Annotated in this window: 16 protein-coding genes; 7 read left to right on the forward strand and 9 right to left on the reverse strand. The window is 67.5% G+C overall.

What is annotated here, in order from left to right; all coding sequences use genetic code 11:
• Nucleotides 1-9: 9 nt before the first annotated feature.
• A complete protein-coding gene (locus tag AB0C38_RS32645; protein ID WP_360680961.1) occupies nucleotides 10-543 on the reverse strand; it encodes a YbaB/EbfC family nucleoid-associated protein in 534 nt (177 codons plus the stop codon).
• A gap of 147 nt (nucleotides 544-690) precedes the next feature.
• Between AB0C38_RS32645 and AB0C38_RS32650 the strand changes: the two genes are divergently transcribed.
• The 3 genes from AB0C38_RS32650 to AB0C38_RS32660 all read left to right on the forward strand — a co-directional run bounded on the left by AB0C38_RS32650 (nucleotide 691) and on the right by AB0C38_RS32660 (nucleotide 3283).
• Nucleotides 691-1203 carry a GNAT family N-acetyltransferase gene (locus AB0C38_RS32650; RefSeq protein ID WP_360680963.1) on the forward strand — a complete coding sequence of 171 codons (513 nt, stop codon included), beginning with the start codon at nucleotides 691-693 and terminating at the stop codon, nucleotides 1201-1203.
• Between the two features lie 59 nt (nucleotides 1204-1262).
• Nucleotides 1263-2108, forward strand: a complete 846-nt coding sequence (locus tag AB0C38_RS32655) for an SDR family oxidoreductase (RefSeq protein ID WP_360680964.1) — start codon at nucleotides 1263-1265, stop codon at nucleotides 2106-2108.
• A 113-nt stretch (nucleotides 2109-2221) separates the two neighbouring features.
• Nucleotides 2222-3283 (forward strand): alpha/beta fold hydrolase, encoded by a 1062-nt coding sequence (locus tag AB0C38_RS32660; RefSeq protein WP_360680966.1) that lies wholly within the window; start codon nucleotides 2222-2224, stop codon nucleotides 3281-3283.
• Between the two features lie 3 nt (nucleotides 3284-3286).
• Here AB0C38_RS32660 and AB0C38_RS32665 read toward each other — a convergent pair whose 3' ends face one another.
• From AB0C38_RS32665 to AB0C38_RS32685, 5 genes are all read right to left on the reverse strand, one after another.
• Nucleotides 3287-4159, reverse strand: a complete 873-nt coding sequence (locus AB0C38_RS32665; RefSeq protein ID WP_360680968.1) for an N-acetylmuramoyl-L-alanine amidase — start codon at nucleotides 4157-4159, stop codon at nucleotides 3287-3289.
• 3 nt (nucleotides 4160-4162) lie between these two features.
• Nucleotides 4163-4375, reverse strand: coding sequence for a hypothetical protein (locus AB0C38_RS32670; protein WP_360680969.1), 213 nt, complete (start codon nucleotides 4373-4375; stop codon nucleotides 4163-4165).
• A 47-nt stretch (nucleotides 4376-4422) separates the two neighbouring features.
• Nucleotides 4423-5625 (reverse strand): acyl-CoA dehydrogenase family protein, encoded by a 1203-nt coding sequence (locus AB0C38_RS32675; RefSeq protein ID WP_360680970.1) that lies wholly within the window; start codon nucleotides 5623-5625, stop codon nucleotides 4423-4425.
• 20 nt (nucleotides 5626-5645) lie between these two features.
• Entirely contained in the window at nucleotides 5646-6941 is a 1296-nt protein-coding gene (locus tag AB0C38_RS32680; protein ID WP_360681083.1) for an acyl-CoA dehydrogenase family protein, read from the reverse strand.
• 96 nt (nucleotides 6942-7037) lie between these two features.
• Nucleotides 7038-7835: an SDR family NAD(P)-dependent oxidoreductase gene (locus AB0C38_RS32685; RefSeq protein ID WP_360680972.1), complete on the reverse strand. Its 798-nt coding sequence runs from the start codon at nucleotides 7833-7835 to the stop codon at nucleotides 7038-7040.
• Nucleotides 7836-7935: 100 nt separating this feature from the next.
• On the opposite strand from AB0C38_RS32685, the gene AB0C38_RS32690 reads away from it, so the two are divergent.
• Nucleotides 7936-8760 carry a helix-turn-helix transcriptional regulator gene (locus AB0C38_RS32690; protein WP_360680974.1) on the forward strand — a complete coding sequence of 275 codons (825 nt, stop codon included), beginning with the start codon at nucleotides 7936-7938 and terminating at the stop codon, nucleotides 8758-8760.
• Here the strand turns inward: AB0C38_RS32690 and AB0C38_RS32695 are convergent.
• Nucleotides 8755-9960, reverse strand: coding sequence for a low temperature requirement protein A (locus tag AB0C38_RS32695; RefSeq protein ID WP_360680976.1), 1206 nt, complete (start codon nucleotides 9958-9960; stop codon nucleotides 8755-8757). The two genes, AB0C38_RS32690 and AB0C38_RS32695, sit on opposite strands and share 6 nt — an antisense overlap.
• Before the next feature lie 109 nt (nucleotides 9961-10069).
• Here AB0C38_RS32695 and AB0C38_RS32700 point away from each other — a divergent pair, with 109 nt between their 5' ends.
• From AB0C38_RS32700 to fxsT, 3 genes are all read left to right on the forward strand, one after another.
• Entirely contained in the window at nucleotides 10070-10999 is a 930-nt protein-coding gene (locus tag AB0C38_RS32700; protein WP_360680977.1) for a hypothetical protein, read from the forward strand.
• Between the two features lie 91 nt (nucleotides 11000-11090).
• The gene (locus AB0C38_RS32705) at nucleotides 11091-12551 is read left to right on the forward strand and encodes a hypothetical protein (RefSeq protein ID WP_360680979.1); all 1461 of its coding nucleotides are present in this window, start codon (nucleotides 11091-11093) and stop codon (nucleotides 12549-12551) included.
• Nucleotides 12552-12842: 291 nt separating this feature from the next.
• Entirely contained in the window at nucleotides 12843-16871 is a 4029-nt protein-coding gene (gene fxsT, locus AB0C38_RS32710) for an FxSxx-COOH system tetratricopeptide repeat protein (RefSeq protein WP_360680981.1), read from the forward strand.
• Between the two features lie 6 nt (nucleotides 16872-16877).
• Here the strand turns inward: fxsT and AB0C38_RS32715 are convergent, their stop codons facing one another.
• Nucleotides 16878-18683: an HEXXH motif domain-containing protein gene (locus AB0C38_RS32715; RefSeq protein ID WP_360680983.1), complete on the reverse strand. Its 1806-nt coding sequence runs from the start codon at nucleotides 18681-18683 to the stop codon at nucleotides 16878-16880.
• Nucleotides 18684-18686: 3 nt separating this feature from the next.
• A complete protein-coding gene (locus tag AB0C38_RS32720) occupies nucleotides 18687-18878 on the reverse strand; it encodes a hypothetical protein (protein ID WP_360680985.1) in 192 nt (63 codons plus the stop codon).
• Between the last annotated feature and the right edge of the window lie 39 nt (nucleotides 18879-18917).

Consider the following 18917-nt stretch of genomic DNA (forward strand, 5'->3'; position numbering starts at 1 on the left):
TCCTCCGTGCTACCAGGGGTTGCTCTCGCCTTCGTCCTCCGCCGGCGCGGGCCGGGGACGACGACGGGGCGGACCTTGCTGCGGTGGCGGCGGCGGGCGGTGCGGCGGCCGCGGGCGGTCTTCGGCCTCCTGCTCCGGCAGGAATACGTCGCTCTTGTCCGCGGGCGTTCCCACGTCCGGTTCGGGGGCCGGCAGGAACTCGTCCAGCAGTTCGCGGGCGGCCGAGCTCTCGCCCACCATGCCGCCGAACGCGTCGGCGACCTGGGCCGAGACCTTCTGCTGCGCGCGACCGACCAGCTGCATCACCAGGCCGGACAGCGCTTGCGGGGGACGTTCGTACGCGCGGTGGCCGAACCGGAGGTCCTGCAGGACCCCGCTCGGGCCGACGGTCACCGAGACCGCCCCGTCCGGCGACTGCGCGGTGCCGACGGCGGACCGGAGTTTTTCCTGCGCTGCTGCGGCTTTTGCCCGGATTTCCTCGAGGTCGGCGGTGAACGCGGCCAACGGATCGCCGCTGCCGCCGGGGGGACCTGACTGTGTCAATTTGGCCTCGTCGCGAGTGCGGTGGTGAACGAGAGAAGTCAAACAGCGCACTTTGAAGCTCCGATGACACGAACCGAGCCGCCGCCTGAACGCGACGTGGATCGCCGAAGTCGGCCCGCGGGTACTGCCAGTGCGGTAAACAAGGGCATGGACAACACCGTCATCCGATCGGGTGATTCTGGGGATGCTGACACGCTGCTGGGCTTCTTCGACGAAGCCGTCGAATGGCTCGTCGCGCGGGGCAGCTCGAAGCAGTGGGGGACCGAGCCGTGGAGCCGCGTCCCGAAGCGCGTCGAGCGCGTCAAGGGGATGGCCGCGGACCCGGGCCTGCGCATCGCGATGGTCGACGGCGAGCCGGCCGGCGCGCTGATCGTCTCCGAGGAGCACGACCCGCACGTGCCGCCGGTTAACGAGCGTGAACTGTACGTCCGATTGCTGATCACGTCGCGGCGGTTCACCGGGCAGCGCGTCGGCGGGCGGCTCATCGAATACGCGCTCGACGAGGCGCGGCGACGCGGCATCGACCTCGTGCGCGTCGACTGCTGGGCCGGCGGCGACGGCGACCTGCAGCGGTATTACGAGAGCCAGGGCTTCAAGCCGACGGTGCAGTTCCACGTCGAGGAGTGGGTCGGGCAGGTCTTCGAGCAACGCGTGGGGTAGCGCGATCGCGGGCCAGGGGTGACACTGTTGACGCGTTGCCAACAGACGAAGGAGTCGCCATGGCCGAGGAGCTCGCGGGCAAGGTCGTCGTCATCACCGGCGGCGGGCAGGGGATCGGCGCGGCGACCGCGTCGGCGCTGTCCCGGCTGGGCGCGCGGGTGGTGATCGGCGACCTCGACCAGGTCCGGGCCGAGAAGACGGCCGGGGAGCTGGACGCCGAGGCGCTGCCGCTGGACGTCACCGACATCCGCGGCTTCACCGAGTTCCTCGACGAGGTCGAGCGCCGCCACGGCCGGATCGACGTGCTGATCAACAACGCCGGGATCATGCCGCTGGCTCTCCTCGAAGAAGAGAGCGACGCGACGACCCGGCGTCAGCTCGAGATCAACCTGCACGCCGTCATCCACGGCACCCGTGAAGCGGTGAAGCGGATGCGGCCGCGGCGGTCCGGGCACATCGTGAACGTCGCGTCGTTCGCGGGCAAGGCCGGCTTCCCCGGCGCGGCGACGTACTGCGCGACCAAGCACGCCGTCGTCGGGCTGTCCGAGGCGGTGCACCTGGAGCTGCACGGGTCCGGGGTGCACGTTTCGTGCGTGATGCCGGCGATCGTCCGGACGGAGCTCGCGAGCGGCCTCGGCGAGGCGAAGCTGTTCAAGTCGTCGCGCCCGGAAGACGTGGCCGACGCCATCGTGGCCACCCTGCGCAAGCCGCGGTTCGAGGTCTTCGTGCCCCGATCCGTGGGAACTATGGGCAAGCTCACCCGGCTGCTGCCGCGCCGGGCCGGTGAGGCGCTCGCCCGCGTGCTCAAAGCCGACCAGCTTTTGGCTTCAGCGGCCCATTCCCCGGCCCGCGCGGACTACGAGGCGCGCGCCGCCGAGAGCGCACCCGGGGCGGGCACGGAGTAGCTCGGACGGCCTAGCGTCTGTCCGATTTGGACGTGGCCGGTGTTGAGTCCACCGGCCTGACCCGGCAAGATTGCCGGGAAGTGCCCGGGGGACGTCGCAGGAGGCTCGAGGAAATGGTTTCACCGCCCGCACGGCTGGCCGCCGCGGCGTCGAACGTGGTCGGCAAGGTGCTGCACGGCGGTGTCGCCGACCTGCGCCCGATGCCGCGGGTGCTGATCGACCAGGGCCCCAACCGCTCGGTGTACCGGATGACGCACAGCAGCCGCCCGGTGTCCGGGCCGCCGATCCTGCTGGTGCCGCCGCTGGCCGCGCCGGCGATCTGCTTCGACCTGCGCCGCGGCTGCAGCCTCATCGAGCACCTGGTCGAGGGCGGTCGCAACGCGTACCTCGTCGACTACGGCATGGTCGCCTTCTCGGACCGGCGCCTGGGCATCGAGCACTGGATCGACGAGGTCCTCCCGCGGGCGATCCGCAAGGTGAGTGCGGACGCCGGCGGGCAGCCGGTGCACCTGGTGTCGTGGTCGCTGGGCGGGATCTTCTCGCTGCTGGTGAACGCGGACCAGTCGGACCTCCCGATCGCGTCGATCACCGCGATCGGCTCCCCGGTGGACTTCACGGCGATCCCCATCGTGGCGCCGTTCCGCCCGCTGGTGGACCTGACGAACGGCCACCTCCTGACGCCGATCTACCGCGCGTTCGGCGGCGCACCGTCCTATTTGGTCAGCCGGGTCTTCCGCGCGACGGGCATCAGCAAGGAGATCACGAAACCGATCGCGATCCTTTCGCACCTCGACGACCGCGACTACCTCGCGCAGATCGAGGCGGTCGACCACTTCATGGGCAACATGTACGCCTACCCGGGCCGCACGTTCGGCCAGCTGTACCACCGGTTGTTCCGCACGAACGACCTGGCGGAGGGCAAGGTCGACCTCAACGGGCGCATCATCTCGCTGTCGTCGGTCCGGGTCCCGACGCTGGTGGTGGCGGGCGAGAACGACACGATCGCGCCGCGGCCGTCGGTGGAGCGGGTGGTGGAGCTGCTGGACAAGGCCCCGGAGGTCCGCTTCAAGACGGCTCCGGGCGGGCACCTGGGCGTGCTGACTGGCCGCAAGGCGCGCGGCACGACGTGGCGCTACCTGGACGAGTTCCTCGACGACCAGGCCTCAGCCGACTAGGCCTCAGCCGACCAGGTCGATCTCGAACGGCTCGGCCGCGCTGTAGCGGACGTCCGCCCACACCGCGCCGGGCAGGTCGTAGCGCCGGTGCGACGTCAGCTTCGGGTCGTGGCCCGGGATCTGCCCGGGGTTGTGGCCGACGCCCGCGTGATCCGAACCCCACGCGTAGATGTTCGACACCCACATCGGCCGCGCGAAGCCGTCGCCGCCCAGCCGGGGCCGGACCACGATCGCCCCGCCGGCGCTGCCGGCCAGGAAGACGCGGACGATGTGCTCGCCGGCGTCCGGCGGTGTGACGGTGATCCGTTCCAGGAGCTCGACTCCCGCGTTGTACGCCCCGGCGCCGGTGGGGTTGGCGGCACGCTCGCGCAGCCAGCCGGTGTCGATGCCGACCGGGTCGATCTTGCGGCCGACGGGAATGCAGACGTCCTTGTGCCCGGCATAGCGCTCGACACCGCGCGACATGTACCGCAGCAACGCGGCGACGAGCTTGGGGTAGGCGTCGAGCTGCGCGTCCGTCCAGCCGCCGGCGCCCGCGGACTCCGCTTCGATGCCGAGGAACTCGTCGTTGACGTCGAGAAACCCGAGCCAACGCGACGCACCGGCGTGGTGAGCACAGCCGGCGGCAACGACGTAGACGGTGCCGCTGCGGCCGAGCCCGAGGTTGCACAGCGGCCCGGCGAGATCGGGGCGGCCATGGGTGACGATGTCGAGCGAGGGATAGTCGCCGGGCGCGGAATCGGCGGTGGCGGTGTGGTGCCCGACAACGCCTTCGACAACGCGCATGCCGCCGTGGCCGCGGGTCTGCCAACCGGGCACTTCGACAACGGGATAGCCGGTGCTGCGGGCGGCATCGACGAGCCAGGGAACGTACACGGGTCAGCCCTCCAACGCGTCGTAGGCGCCGGCGTCGGCTTCGGTGTCGGACGAGTCATGCGCCGCGATCCGCGTGGCGAGGGCTTCGCGGGCTTCGTCGAGGGTTTTCGGTAGTTGCCGGTCGGCGTCCCAGCCTTCGGCGTCCCACTCCTCCGGCGATTTGATCGGAGTGGTATCCCCAGGCTCGTACACGCGGGTCTCGATGGGTTCGGTCACAGTCGGCCTCCGGACCGCGAGGGTACCGGAGGCCGACCGCCGGGCGCTCACTTCAGCTGAGCGGACGTCTTCCCGAGCACTCGCCGAGCCACGATGAGCTGCTGAATCTGCTGAGTCCCCTCGAAAATATCCAGGATTTTGGCGTCCCGGGCCCACTTTTCGAGCAAAGACTCCTCACCGTAAGCCCCGGTCAGCTCGACGCACTTCAGCGCGATCTCCACCACCGACCGCCCCGCCTTGGCTTTGGCCATCGACGCCTGCAGGGAGTTCGGCTTGCGGTTGTCCGCCATCCACGCCGATTCCAGCGTCAGCAGGTACGCCGATTCGTAGTCGGCCTCCAGGCGCAGGAACTCCGCCGCGGCCGCGTGCTGGGCGTTCGCCGGGCGGTCGTAATCAATGGAAACGCCGGCCTCGGACAAGATCCGCCGAGTCTCCTCCAAAGCCGCCCGCGCGACGCCGATCGCCATCGCTGCCACCAGGGGCCGCGTGTTGTCGAACGTCTGCATGACGCCCGCGAAGCCCTTGGCTGTGTCGATTTCAGGCGTGCCCAGCAGGTTCTCCGCCGGGACGCGGCAGTTCTCGAACCGCAGCACCGCCGTGTCCGACGCGCGGATGCCGAGCTTGTGCTCGACGCGCACCACCTCGAAGCCCGGCGTGCCCTTCTCCACCACGAACGACTTGATCGCCGCGCGGCCCTTGGACTTGTCCAGCGTCGCCCAGACCACCACCGCGTCGGCGCGCTCGCCCGACGTCACGAAGATCTTCTCGCCGTTGAGGACGTAGTGGTCGCCGTCGAGCCGGGCGGTCGTGCTGACCGCCGCGGAGTCCGAGCCGAAACCGGCCTCGGTGATCGCCATCGCCGCCCACATGCCGGAGAACCGTTCCAGCTGCTCGTCCGTCGCGACCGAGCCGATCGCCGCGTTGCCGAGGCCCTGGCGCGGCATCGACAGCAGCAGGCCGACGTCACCCCAGCACATCTCGATCGTGCCGAGGACGACGTTCAGGTTGGCGCCGTTGCGGTTGCCCTTCTCCTTGTCGGGACCGGAGCGCCGCACGCCCGCCGCGCCCGCGCCGCCCTCGCCGGACGAGTTGAGCCCGTCCAGCAGCGCCGCGAACATGTCCAGCTCGGCCGGGTACGTGTGCTCCGCGCGGTCGTACTTGCGCGAGATCGGCCGGAACACCTCGGCCGCGGCCTGGTACGCCTGGTTGATCAGGGCGCCGGCCTTCTTGGGAGCTTCCAGGTTAATCATCGTTAACGCCTTTCCGAAACCTAGAGAAGGACGGCGCCTTCCATGACGCCGATGGCGCGCAGGTCCCGGTACCAGCGCTCGACGGGGTGCTCCTTCACGAAGCCGTGCCCGCCCAGCAGCTGCACACCCGCGCTGCCGATCTGCATGCCCTTGTCCACGGCCAGCTTCCGGGCCAGCGCGACTTCCCGCGCGTACGGCTTGCCCTGCTCGGCCCGCGCCGCCGCCCGCAGCGTGACCAGCCGCAGGCCCTCCAGCTCGATCGCGATGTCCGCGACGGAGAACGCCACCGCCTGCCGGTGGCTGATCGGCTCGCCGAACGCCGTCCGCTCGTTGACGTAGGGAACGACGTAGTCGAGGACGGCCTTCGCGGTGCCGGCGGCCAGCGCCGCCCAGCCCAGCCGCGAGAGTCGGACGAGGTCGGTGAAGACGTCGAGCTTGCCGCCGCCGAGGAGCGCGCCCGCCGGTAGCGCGACGCTCGAAAGGTGCAGCTTGCCGGTCGCCGCGCCGCGCAGGCCCATGGCCGGCTCGGACTCGATGGTCACCCCGGCGTTCGACGACTCGACGAGGAACAGCGCCGGGCCGCGGCCTTCGAGGTCGGCCGACACGATGAACAGCTCGGCCTGCGCCGCGCGCGGGACCAGCGACTTCACGCCGTCGAGCTGGTAGCCCTTCGGCGTGCGACGCGCCTTCGTCGCGGGCTTGAACGGGTCGTAGAGCGCCCTCTGCTCCTGAAGCGCCAGCGCGGCGGCGGGCACGTTCTCGCCGACGAACGCCGGCAGGTAGTCGGCCTGCTGCTGCTCGTCGCCCCAGCCGACCAGCGCGGTGCTCACCGCGGACGGCGCGAGCACGGCCACGGCCAGGCCGAGGTCCCCGTGCGCAAGCGCTTCCGCGACGAGCGCGTTGGTGACGACCGAGCGTTCGGCACCGACACCGCCGAGCTCCTCGGGGATGCCGACCAGGCTGATGCCCAGCTCGGCCGCCCGGGTCAGCAGCCCTTCGGGCGCCTCGAGCTTGGCGTCGGCGTCCGCGGCGGCCGGGCGCAGCTGCTCGGCGGCGAACTCCGTCACGGTCTCGACGATGAGCTGTTGGTCCTCGCTCGGCGTGAGGTCGAACAGCCCGGTGTCGCCGGCCGGTGCGAGCCGGGCGGGCTTGCCCAGCTTCTGCGCCGACTTGAACGACCGGGTCGCCGCGCCGGCGACGCGGAAGCCGTTGCGCGTCCCCGCGGTGACCAGGCCTTCGATGGGCTTGCGCAGCCCGGCCCGATCCACGACTTTGCTCCCGGCCAGCCGGGTCAGCGCGGACAGGCCCCAGCCCATCGCGTCCCGTTTCCTTGGCGCAGCCATTGTGGCCCTCCGTCCGTTACCTACTCGTGAGTAGGTTAACGCGGGACGCGACTCGGCGCCAGTGTGGGCTCACTTACGAGTGAGCCGGGCCGAGATCGTCCACAGTTCCCGGGCGTCGGCGTCGTCCCGCCGCCGTTCGAGCTTCGGCCGCTCGCCGGACCGTCCGCCCGGGCCGACGTAGGCGTTCGGAGGGACGTCCTCGGTCGCGGCGAACAGGATGGGCAGCGCGCCGTACTCGGCTTTCTTCTGCGCGATGACCGGGTAGAGCGCCCGCAGGGCCAGGGACTGCACGCCGCCGTAGTTGCGGTCGATCCCGGTGCGCGCGACGCCGGGGTGGGCGGCGACCGCGCGGACGCTGCTCCCGGACTCGGTCAGCTGCCGCTGCAGCTCCTGCGTGAACAGCAGGTTCGCCAGCTTCGACTGCGCGTACGCGCCCATCTCCGAGTAGCGGTGTCGCTCCCAGTTCAGGTCGTCGAGACGGAGCCGTCCCATCCGCGACAGACCGGACGAGACGGTAACGACCCGTCCTGTGAGGTGCGGCCGAAGCAGGTTCGTCAGCAGGAACGGCCCGAAGTGGTTGACGGCCATGTGCGTCTCGAAGCCGTCGGCGGTCTTCGCGTACGGCACGGCCATGACGCCGGCGTTGTTGACCAGGACGTCGAGGTCGCCGGTCCAGCCGGCGGCGAACTCGCGCACCGAGGCCAGGTCGGCGAGGTCGAGGCGCCGGACCTCGGTGTCGCCCGGCGGCGGAGTGACGCGGGCGGGATCGCGCACGGCGAGGACGACGCGGTCACCCCGGGCGGCGAGCTCGCGGGCGGTGATGGCGCCGAGGCCGCCGCCGGCGCCGGTGATGAGGTAAGTGGTCATGGCTTCAGCGTCACGGCGCCGCGGGCGTCGTGGCAGAGCGCGTCGATCGGGGGATCGGTGATCCCTGGCACCGGCCGGGAGAGCGCCGATAATCGACGACGTGGACCGTGCCGAACTCGCCGACTTCCTGCGCCGCCGCCGCGAAGCCCTGCGCCCGGAGGACGTCGGGCTGCCGCCCGGGCAGCGTCGCCGCACGTCCGGGCTGCGTCGCGAGGAGGTCGCGACGCTCTCGGGCATGTCCACCGACTACTACACGCGGCTGGAGCAGCAGCGCGGGCCGCGGCCGTCGGAGCAGATGCTGGCCGCGATCGCCCGCGGCCTGCGGCTCACCCTGGACGAGCGCGACCACCTGTTCCGGCTGGCCGGGCACACGGCGCCGTCCCGGGTGTCGCGCGCGGACCACGTCAGCCCGGCGCTGATGCGCGTGCTGGACCGGCTGCACGACACGCCCGCGCAGGTGATGTCGAACCTCGGCGAGACGCTGGTGCAGAACCGGCCGGCCCAGGCGCTGCTCGGGGACGAGACCGGCCACACCGGGCCCGCCCGCAGCGCTGCCTACCGGTGGTTCACCGACCCGGCGGAGCAGCTGCTCTACCCGCCGGCGGACCGCGCGCGTCACGCCCGGTTCTTGGTGGCGACCCTGCGGGCTTCGTCGGGCAGCGACTCGCGGGCCGCGGAGCTGGCGCGGCTGCTGGCGGCGAAGAGCGCGGAGTTCGCGAAGCTGTGGGAGGCGCACGAAGTCTCGGTGCCGTTCGAGCGCCGCAAGACGATCGTGCACCCGGGCTTCGGCGAGATCGCGCTCGACTGCCAGCTGCTGCACACCGACGACTTCGCCCAGGTGCTGCTGGTCTTCACCGCCACGCCCGGCACCGAGGACGCCGAGAAGCTGCAGTTGCTGTCGGTCGTCGGCCCCGAGCTGTTATGAGTGCTCGGTGTGCACCTGCCGCCGCCACTCGGCGAACCGGAGGCGTTCGAAACCGATGAGCCCGAGCACGAGCCCGGCGACGACCAGCAGCAACACGGCGGCGGGCACGTGCTCCAGCAGCGGCGTCGCCGCGAGCAGCAGGATCCCGGCGGCCAGCCGCTGGACGTTCCAGCTGCCGAGGTTGCGCTTGCGCAGGGCGCTCAGCGCGACCAGGTAGAGCGCGAGGCCGCCGGTCAGCGCCCAGATCGGCACGCCGTGCAGTGCTTCGCCGGGCGTGTGGTGCTCGGTGTCGGCGATGTAGAGGAAGGACTTCTTCAGGCCGAGGGCGACGAGCACGATGCCGGCGATCAGCGGCAGGTGAAGGAAGGTGTAGGAGTCGGTGGCGAGCTTCGTGCGTTCGGTGCCGGTGGCCTGCGTCAGCCGGTGCTCGGAGACGCGCGCGACGACGTCGAAGTAGGTCCACCACATCCCGGCGGCCAGCGCCAGCCCGCACACGGCGGCGCCCACGACCAGCCACGACATCGGCAGCGACCCGATCCCGATGCCGATCGCGACGATCGACTCCCCGAGCGCGATGATCACGATCAGCCCGAACCGCTCGGCGAAGTGCGCGGGCGAGTTCAGCCGCCAGCCCTCGGGCCCGCTGAGGTAGACGTTGAGGTAGTCGGCCAGCAGCGCCACGACCCACAGGCCCAGCTGCCACGGCCCGCTCAGCGCGGTGCTGATGCCGAGGAGGACAACGGACGGCAGCAGCCCGACGAACATCTTGAGCAGGACACGTTTGAGTGCCGGATCGTGCTTCGCGGCGCCGAGGTAGGCGACGAGGTGCAACAGCCGCACGAGCGCGTAGCAGACGACGAACAACACGGGCGCGTACAGCCCGCCGGAGAAGTCGACGAAGGCCTCGGGGATGGTGAGGGAGACGAGGAACATCACGGCCATGGCCCCGAACATCGCCAGCCGCGCGATCCCGTGGTCGACGTGGATGGTGGTCCCGAGCCAGGCATAGGAGCACCAGCACCACCACAGGACGGCGAGCATGGCCAGCCCCTGCCCGACCCCGATGGGGCTCAGGTGGTCGGCCATCAGCTGGGTGGTCTGGGTGATGGCGTAGACGAAGACCAGGTCGAAGAAGAGCTCGATGGTGGAGACGCGGTGGTCCTCATCCGCGCTCACCAGGTGCAGGCGTCTCGTGGGCACGCCGAATTATGGACGAAACAAGGACAAGGAGGTCCGGTTTTCCCGTAACGCCCTGCGCGAACATGGCCGAGCGTGCATACGTCTGGGACAATGAGTGCGGGACGGGGAGGTGGGTGTCGTGGTTTCGTATGCTGCCGCGCTGCACCGGACGATCATGGCCGTCGACATCGCCGGCTACAACAACCCGAGCCGCACCATGGCACACCTGCGCGAGGTGCACGAGGGGCTGTGGCGGGTCCTGCGCACGTCGTTCGCGGAAACCGGCATCCCATGGGACGTCTGCTTCGTGGAGAACACCGGCGACGGCGCAATGATCCTGCTGCCCCCGGAGATCGCGAAGGCGGACCTGGTCGCCCAGCTCCCCGAACGCATGCGCGACGAGCTGCGCCGCTACAACCACGTGCACGCGGCGGAGGCCCAGGTGCAGCTCCGCATGGCACTGCACGCGGGCGAAGTGGCCCAGGGCAGCCACGGCTCGATCAGCCAGGCCGTGAGCTTCACGTTCCGCATCCTCGAGGCACCGGAGGCCAAGGTCGCGCAGAAGGACGCGAAGGCCGACTTGGCACTGATCACATCAGACCTCCTCCACAACGACGTGGTCATCCACGACCCGGCGGCCGATCCGCGGTCCTACCGCCGGATCCCGGTCAAGGTCAAGGTCGGGGAGGCCCCGGCGTGGGCCTGGCTCCGCCTGCTCGGCGCGGTCACCAACGGCTTCCCTGTTCGCGTGACCACGGTGCCGGCGAACAGAGAAGCATTCTCGGTGTTGGTCGAGGCTCTGCTCGCCGTGCCGTGCGTCCGGAGCATCGACGGTCGTCGGCTGCTGCTGGAAATGTTCCCCCGCCGGGAGATTGCCAACGTGGTGCCCTATCACGCCGAAGACCGCCTGCACGTGATCGCATTGGCCCGCACCTGCCAGCGCTTCACCGACGGCCTCTACGATCTGCTGGACGCGATCAAGATGATCGAACCGGAATCACCGCAGGTCACCGCACTGGCAGAGGTCATCAAAGACCGACCAGACGATCAAGTGATCTGATTCTTTGTCTTGCTTTTGACATCTTTCAAGGCTGGCAAGCTCGGTAAACTCGACTTTCCGGCACGTACGGCGAAGTGAGGTGAACCACCAGGTGTCGGCGGGACTGGGGCAACCTGAATTGGCAATTGGTGCGCATAAGGAACTGGTGGACGTGCTCGTCGAAGCGGGTTTCGCCGACGATCGCTCGGTTCGCACGTTGATGGTGAGCGAGCTCAGGCAGGCGCTCCGGCAGCCGCTCACGGTTTCGGACCAGTTGACCGCACGCGACCAGCTGATCGAAATCGTCGGCCTCTGCAGCCGGATCGACGAAGGAATGGGGGCGCTGGTCTCGGTCCTCGAGCTGATGCGCCCTGGAAGCCCGGAATGTCGCAAGGTGCGTCGGCTTGTGTCCGAGTTGCCGGTGCACGACCTGTTCCCGGAAGCGGAATGGGCTCGGCTGGAAGGTTGGCTGGTCGGTCTGGTGCCAACCCGTCTTCCGTCACTGGTTCAGCGGGCATGCAGGTACTTCTACCAAGAGCCACCCCGGTTCGAAGATGCCTGGACCGCCTTCTGCTACTTGACCGATCTTAACAGCGCGCCTGGGGAGCTGCCGCCCGCATTGATCTTCCTCGAGCACGTCGCAGCTGGTTGCCCTGAGGCTGTGCGGGTGAGGCTCAGGGAATGGGCGTCCGCCCAGGCGCGGAGACTTCAGCTCGACTCAGCTTTGCGAAAGCTGCGAATCGAGGCGAGCGAGCCACGGCCGGATCGCGAAGAGTTGCACCTGATGATCGTGATCCGGCCAGACCCTATCGAACGCGATCTTTTCGGGGTGTGCGGGTACCGGCAGGAAGAGCCGGGCGAGTGGCCGCCTCCGTGCGGAGAAACTGTCTTCGTCAAAGCCGAAGATCTGGAGAGCCATGTCGACCTACTCGTAGCTTCGGCCGAAGAGTCCTGGTCGGGACGAGCGGTCGATGTGGCCCTTGAGTTCGTGCTGCCCCGGACGCTGGTGAATGCACCTGTGCACGCGTGGTCGGCGGAAATCTCCTCCGGTGCGCCGCAGCCGCTGAATCTGTCCTACCCGATTGTGATCCGTTCCCTGGAGCGCATGCTCCACCCGCGCTGGCACCGCCGGTGGCGGCAGCGCTGGTCGGAACTCCTTGCAGAACCTGTCCTCGAGCGTGTGTACTTTTGCCACGACAAGGACACTGATGAGCAATTCAAGCTGGAATCGATCCTGAGTAACAAGCGATGGGTGATGATGGTGCTCACCGAATCACCGCCGGTCACCGCTGTCTCCGGTCAAGATCAGCTCGCCGCGGCCATAAGTATGGGGCTCCCGGTGCTTGCCTGGCACCCGAATGCGAGCCCGGATGTCTTGCGTGAGGTGGTATCGTGGCTTGTCGACAATGACCGCTTGGGGGAGTTGCCGATGCGAACTCAGGTGTCACGACAGGCAGTTTTCCGCAAGCAGCAGGTGCCGTTCGATCTGGATGTTCTCCGTGATCTGGTGGTGTTGTGGGACGACCCGAGCAGACTCGTCTTCCTGGTCAACCCGCCAAGGTACCCGGCGTAGGGGGTCCGGCGATGACCGAGGGCAGCACACCTGTCAGACCGCTCGAACGGCTGGGTCTCGACGAAATCTTCCGGTCTGCCCCGAAACGAGTGGTGCCTCCGTGGTTCCGCGGACCGTTGTGGTCCTCGGGTGTGGTTGCCGGCGGCAACGCGCAGGCAGTTGTCATCTCCTGCACCGTAGGGCCAGTTGAGGTTGGTCGCTGTTCCTTGCCGGCTTCAGACCTTGTCACGTTTCGTCGTGAGTACGGCGGGATGATCCGGGATGAATGGCTAGACCAGACGGTCCAGTGAGATGGCGGAGGGTACCGGTGGCAAGCCGGACGTCGACGACCTGACACTGCAGGAGTTCGACCATGCGCTGAATCTGCTGGCGTTCCGAGTCGACGGTGGTCCACGCGTCTCGGAAACGATGGACGGTGCAGGATCTGGAGAACCACGGCTCGACTGTGTTGTGGTCGTAGACGGTGGTCCGTCGATGGACTTGTGGCGGTCGACGGTCGCGAAGTTCATGTCAGTGGCTACCTCGTCGCGTGTATTTGGTGCGGTTCAGCATTGGCGGCTGGATGCGGCGCCGACGGGGCCGACCGAGAATGGTCCGCTCGACAGGTTCGTTCTTCGCCGGGAGGGTCCCCAAGTGCGGACGTCTCGGCCGCAGGAGTTGACCGGTAAACTTGCTCGTCGGGTGTTGGTCCTCGTGGTGACAGACGGACTCGGTGAATCGTGGCGCAATGGCTCGATCTCACCACTCCTCGCCGAGTGGGCGAGAGCCGCTCCAGTCGCGATCCTGCATTTGTTGCCTGAGCGGATGTGGGATCGCGCCGGGGCTGAACTGCATCAGGCCGAGGTGACTGCGGAAGAGCCACTGCAGACCAATTGCCGCTATCAATTCAAGTTGACGGACGACTGGGTGGATCCGTCGAAGTACGCGGAATTTGCCGAGCGTGCGGTACCGATTCCCGTACTCGGGATTTCCTCGCGGTGGCTGAGGTGGTGGTCATCCCTGATCGCGTATGGTGGGCGGAATCTGCCGGCAAAGGTGTTTTTGGCTCGTGACGGAGCGGCACCTTCGTCTGTGGAGAATTGGCTCGATCAGGTGGTTCCGGCCGCGCGCGAACGGGTGAGTACCTTTCGGAGCGTGGCATCGCGGCCTGCATACCGGCTGGCAACACTGCTCGCCGCCGTTCCCGTGAGCGTCGAGGTGGCGCGACGCCTGCAAAGCAAGCTGGTACCCGGGTCGGGGTTGCTGCACATTGTCGAAGTGTTTGCGAGCGGCCTTTTGGAATCATCGCCCGACGGTGCGACCTGGCATGATGCCACTTGGGAGTTCCCCGGCCTCGTTCGGGAGCAGCTCCTCGCCGGCGCACGTCGTTCGGAGACCGCGGCGGCCGTCGACGTGGCGTACCGGCATGGCGGAAGCAAAGATCCGGGGCTGGCGTGGCTGCGGCAAGCCGTCTTGAGTCCCGAAGATGTGGCTGATCCGGATGCGGCTGTCGTCGGTTCGGACAGGGTGCGTTTGCAGCAGGTGGTGCTGCGGGCAATGTCCGGACCGTATAGCTCGAGGGCTGCTAAACTCGCAGCTCAGCTGGACAGCTCCTCTGGAGTGACCCAGGCAACACCCTTCACCGGCCGTCCCCCTAGGATCGAGCCGGTGAGTGATATGGCCACCGCCGCAGAACGTGCCCATGACCCAACTCTGTCCGCGCCGCCGGAGGTCCGGTCTGCGCGCGACGAGTTCGGTCCGGAGGCCATAAAGGCGGTGGCGGACGTCGACGAGTTCCAGGAGCGCCCACCGAGGTCCGATGGCGATGTACCACCCATTTGGGGGCTGGTCCCGCCGCAAAATTCGAATTTCACCGGACGGGGTAGCCTGCTCGACCAAATGGCTCTGCAATTGGGTGCAGGCACCACGGCAGTCCTACCCGCTGCGTTGCACGGAATGGGTGGGATTGGAAAAACGCAGATGGCGGTCGAATATATTTATCGCCACCTCCAAGACTATGACATGGTCTGGTGGATTCAGGCAACGCATCCCACTCAGATCCGAAAATCACTGACGGAGCTGGCGCAGCGCCTTAGGTTGCGCAATTCTGAGGAGGCGATCACCGCCGTTCCTGCGGTGCTCGAGCTGCTCCGGAAGGGTAGGCCACACAAACGCTGGCTGCTGGTCTTCGACTCCGCGGAGGAACCGGACATGGTTCGGCCTTTCTTCCCTCGCGGCGGGAGTGGGCACATTCTGGTGACGTCGCGCAACCCGAGCTGGGCCGGCATCGCGAGCCCTCTGGAGGTAGCGGTCTTCGAACGTGCCGAGAGCAAGCAGTTGCTCGGTCTCCGTGGACCGGAGCTCGACGAAGACGACGCCGACCAGATCTCGAACAAGCTGGGCGATCTTCCGTTGGCAATCGAGCAGGCCGCGGCGTGGCTCGCGGAGACCGGGATGTCGGCCCGTGATTACCTGAGGCTGTTCGACAGCAAGGTCGCCGAGCTGCTCGACACCTCGGCTCCGCGCGACTATGAGCTCTCGGTCGCGGCGGCATGGAATGTGTCGTTCGACGAGCTGAAGGAGCGCAGCCCAGCCGCGCACCAGCTCTTGCAGGTTTGCGCTTTCTTCGCGCCTGAGCCGATCGCGCGCAGCCTCTTTTCCGGCGTGCGTGGAGTTTCAGTGGCTCCGGAGCTGGACGCCGCTCTCCGCGATCCGATCAGGTTGGGGCGAGCGGTTCGCGACATCAACCGTTACGGGCTCGCCAAGATTGACCACCGCGCCGACACCTTGCTCCTCCATCGGCTCGTCCAACTGGTGCTGCGCAGTCGAATGGATGAGCAGCACCGCCAGGAGATGCGCCACGGAGCGCACCTGTTGCTGGCAAATCTGGATCCGAACGACCCCACATCTCCACGACACTGGCCGCGATACCAAGAGATCGCGCCGCACATCTATGACGCGGAGCTCGTCGCGTGCGACGACCTGTGGGTGCGTCAGCTCGTCGTGAACCTGCTCAGGTTCCTCTATCACTGGGGCGACCATCAGGGAGCACTGGCGCTCGCCGAGCATGCGGTCAACGCGTGGAAGGAAGATCGCCGTGTCCGCAAGGAACACGGCGAGGAGATGTCGGAAGATCAGCTCCTTCAGGAGCTCGGCGCGTCGGAGCGACTGGCTTTTTACCAGTGGGTGGTCGGTCGCTACGCGGATGCCGCCAAAACCATCGAACAGACGCTGAACGCTTACATGGATGCTGTCGGTGCCAAGCGGGAGGAGACTCTCAACGCACAGGTCACGTACGCGCTCATCCTGAAGGCGCGTGGCGACTTCACTGAGGCACGCCGACTCAACGAAGAGGTCCTGACAAAGGCTACGGGCCTTTTCGGTCCCGAGGAGCCGATCACCCTGAGCGCTGCGCACGACTGTGTCGTGTCGCTCCTCCTGACCGGGGACTACGAGACGGCGCGGAAGCTGGCCGAGCAAACCTACGCGCAGCGTGTCCAGGTCCTCGGCTACGACAATGACGCGACGATCTCGACCCAGGTACTGATGGTGATCGCCCGACGCGAGCTCGGCGACTATCCGTGGGCCCGCATGGAGCAGGAGCACATCACCAAGCAGGCTCAGTCTTTCTACGGCGAGGACAGCGTCGGCACGCTGCGTCGTCAATACCACCAATCGGTCGCTTGCCGAAAGGACGGCGAGCACGCACGTGCCCGCGAGCTCTCCCAAGAGGCCTACCGGCTCTTCCGGATCCGGTACGGGGACAAGCACCCGAACGCATTGGCTTGCGCGTTGGGTTATTCGATCGATCTGCGTCACGCACGGGAGTTCTACGAGGCCCGGCGGTTGGGCGAGCAGGTATTCGAACTCTACCGGGAGATTCTGGGTGAACATCATCCGCACACGTTGTCCGCGGCGGTCGACCTCGGAGTGACGTTGCGTCTCAGTGGTGACCCCACGGCCGCGCGAACGCTTGATGAACGGTCGCTCGAACTGTTGCGCGGCCTTCTCGGCGAGGATCATCCCCATACGATCGTTTGTGGCATCGATCTCGCCAGTGACTTGTTCGCGCTCGGGGAAGTCAATGAAGCGGCGGCCCTCGACGCCGAACTGGTCGAGCGAGCCATTCGGGTGCTGGGTGCGGAGCACCCGACGACGTTGGCGGTGCGCCTGAACCACTCGTTGGACTTGCGTGCGCTCGGGCAGCTCGAGGCCGCCGACGAGCTGGCAGTGGCCGTTATGGCTGGGTATCGCCTGAAGCTGGGCGAATCACACCCCGGCACTCAATCAGCCGCCCGCGGTACAAGGGCTGACTGTGACATCGACCCGATGCCGCTGTGACAATGGTCAGAAGGTGAGCTGCCCGATCCAGCCCGCTACAGCCTCCGGTGAGGCATCAGCGTCGTGGCGGAGCAGACGATGCACCGCTCGGACTAGTTCTGGGTGTCGTACCAGAGCGCGAGGAACTGGACCGGTAGACCACGTCGACAGAGCCAGCGCGAGTCCGGCAAGAGCGGATGGACTGTCCGGGTCCGCAGTCAGTTCTCTGCGATAGCCCGTGATCGCGTCTCCGATTCTGCCGGCGACAAAGGCGATGTCCGCCGAGGTCGCTCCGGGGACCGACGGGCCTTTGGAAGGCAGTGTGGAGGCGCTGTCGTCGCGTAAGCGCAGGCGGATCAGGTCTGTCCGCGCATCGGGCCAGTTGCCATCGGGTATGGGGGTCGGTTTCCGGTGCTGGGGAACCCGGCCTGGCCAGGGGGTCCCGGTACGCCACGCGTGGGCGAGACCGGCCACCGTGCCCGGATCCGGGCGCAGGTGGCGGATCCGCCAGCCGATGTGGTGGTCGGCGATGGCGCGGTTGGCCCACAACAGCGATTCAGGAAGGATCGGCTCGTCTTGCCAGGGGGCGAGTTCTTCCGCGATGCCGGCCAGTAGCCGGCGGCCGGACGACGTGAGTGCGTTGTCGTTCTGGATCGCTTGCAGTGTGCGCCAGGTCTGAACCCGCCACAACGCGAATTCGAAGGCTGCGGGCAGGTCTTCCGGTTCGGCGAAACTGAGAGCCCGCCAGAACGCGGTCACACCGAAGAAGGCGTAGATGCCGTGGACCACTCCACCTAGAGGACGTGGATCATCCCGCCATGGGGCATAGAACCGTTCTCTGTCGTCGTCTTCATGGAGGCGGGTGAGGTGCAGCAGCCCTCCGAGCCGGATGTGCTGAAACTCGTGCACCAAGGCTGCGGCCAACGCGGCGGGGTCTTCCGAGTAAGCGATGACGGCGCTGCCGAACGCTTCTCCGGTCGATGCACTCGGCAGACGGAACGGCACCGCAGGCGCCGGTACTATGGATTCGAGCCCCTCGGGCAGGGCCTCCGCGACTGCCGGGAGGTGCGTGACGAGCAATTGCCATGCTCTGTCCAGCACGGTCCGCCACGACTCGATCTCGAATGCGGTCAACCTGCTTGGTCGTCGTGGCTCGTACAGTCCTCGATAAGGGTCGACATCGTCGAGCCGTAGAGAGAGCCGCCGGTCTTTCGTCCACAGCACAGCTTTACGCAGTGGCTGCCAGCGGGGGTCGGCACCGAGCACGTGAACCCACGACTCTTCCTGACCGACCTCGGCGATGCCTTCCTGGCCACGTACTGTAGCAACTGAGGCGGGCTGGGCCGCATTCAGCCGTGCCAAGCCAAGCGTAGGCAGGATTACGTTTCCCTGCCAGACGGGCACTTCGATTTCGAACGTGATACCCGCTCGTATCGCTGCTGCTGCGGCGAGGCAGTGGACGTGCCCGATATGAACCCACAACGGGCAGACCCCGGAGACACCTTGACGGTACAGTCGAGTGGTATAGCCGAGCCAGCTGCCGGTGTAGGGATGAGCGAGAATGCTTTCCACGGAGGACGGGGCTGCCTGCTGAGCGCGAGCAAGCAATTCCCATGCTAGTTCGGGAGAGGGCAAAGGGTAGAACATGTCGGCGGATTTCGTGGTCTCGTCGACCAGTGCGCGCATGAGCAACAGACGTCTGCTCCGCTCAGCGGCGCGAAGCCGTCGAATCGCATCCGGCCCGCCCTTGCCGCGGGCGAGCGCGTCGAAATCAGGCCACGACAGGCGATGCTGGCCAAGAGACGAGGCGGTATCGTCCGGTTCCGGCGGCATAGCTCAGTCGACCCGTTTCGCGCCGCCGCTGCTGCTCGCAGTCACCGAAATGTACGAAACTCGTTCGACCGCATGTCGTATTGCCTGCCGTATTTCGCTGCTGTCGAGGGTACGCAGTCGCGTCAGTGACACCTCGCCGAGGTCGAGAAGTTCGGATTCGATTCCCGCTTCCCTGCCGGAGCGCGGTGCCTGCATCAGGAATCCTCTCTTTCTTGGGGAGGACGACGGACCCCG

Origin of the sequence: Amycolatopsis sp. NPDC048633 (assembly GCF_040650695.1) — a bacterium.
Lineage (GTDB): Bacteria > Actinomycetota > Actinomycetes > Mycobacteriales > Pseudonocardiaceae > Amycolatopsis.

Bases quoted from the DNA above. Each gene is read 5' to 3' on its own strand.
- fxsT (WP_360680981.1), top strand. From the start codon at position 12,843: ATGGCGGAGGGTACCGGTGGCAAGCCGGACGTCGACGACCTGACACTG.
- AB0C38_RS32660 (WP_360680966.1), top strand. From the start codon at position 2,222: ATGGTTTCACCGCCCGCACGGCTGGCCGCCGCGGCGTCGAACGTGGTC.
- AB0C38_RS32720 (WP_360680985.1), bottom strand. From the start codon at position 18,878: ATGCAGGCACCGCGCTCCGGCAGGGAAGCGGGAATCGAATCCGAACTT.
- AB0C38_RS32675 (WP_360680970.1), bottom strand. From the start codon at position 5,625: ATGATTAACCTGGAAGCTCCCAAGAAGGCCGGCGCCCTGATCAACCAG.
- AB0C38_RS32715 (WP_360680983.1), bottom strand. From the start codon at position 18,683: ATGCCGCCGGAACCGGACGATACCGCCTCGTCTCTTGGCCAGCATCGC.
- AB0C38_RS32655 (WP_360680964.1), top strand. From the start codon at position 1,263: ATGGCCGAGGAGCTCGCGGGCAAGGTCGTCGTCATCACCGGCGGCGGG.
- AB0C38_RS32685 (WP_360680972.1), bottom strand. From the start codon at position 7,835: ATGACCACTTACCTCATCACCGGCGCCGGCGGCGGCCTCGGCGCCATC.
- AB0C38_RS32680 (WP_360681083.1), bottom strand. From the start codon at position 6,941: ATGGGCTGGGGCCTGTCCGCGCTGACCCGGCTGGCCGGGAGCAAAGTC.
- AB0C38_RS32650 (WP_360680963.1), top strand. From the start codon at position 691: ATGGACAACACCGTCATCCGATCGGGTGATTCTGGGGATGCTGACACG.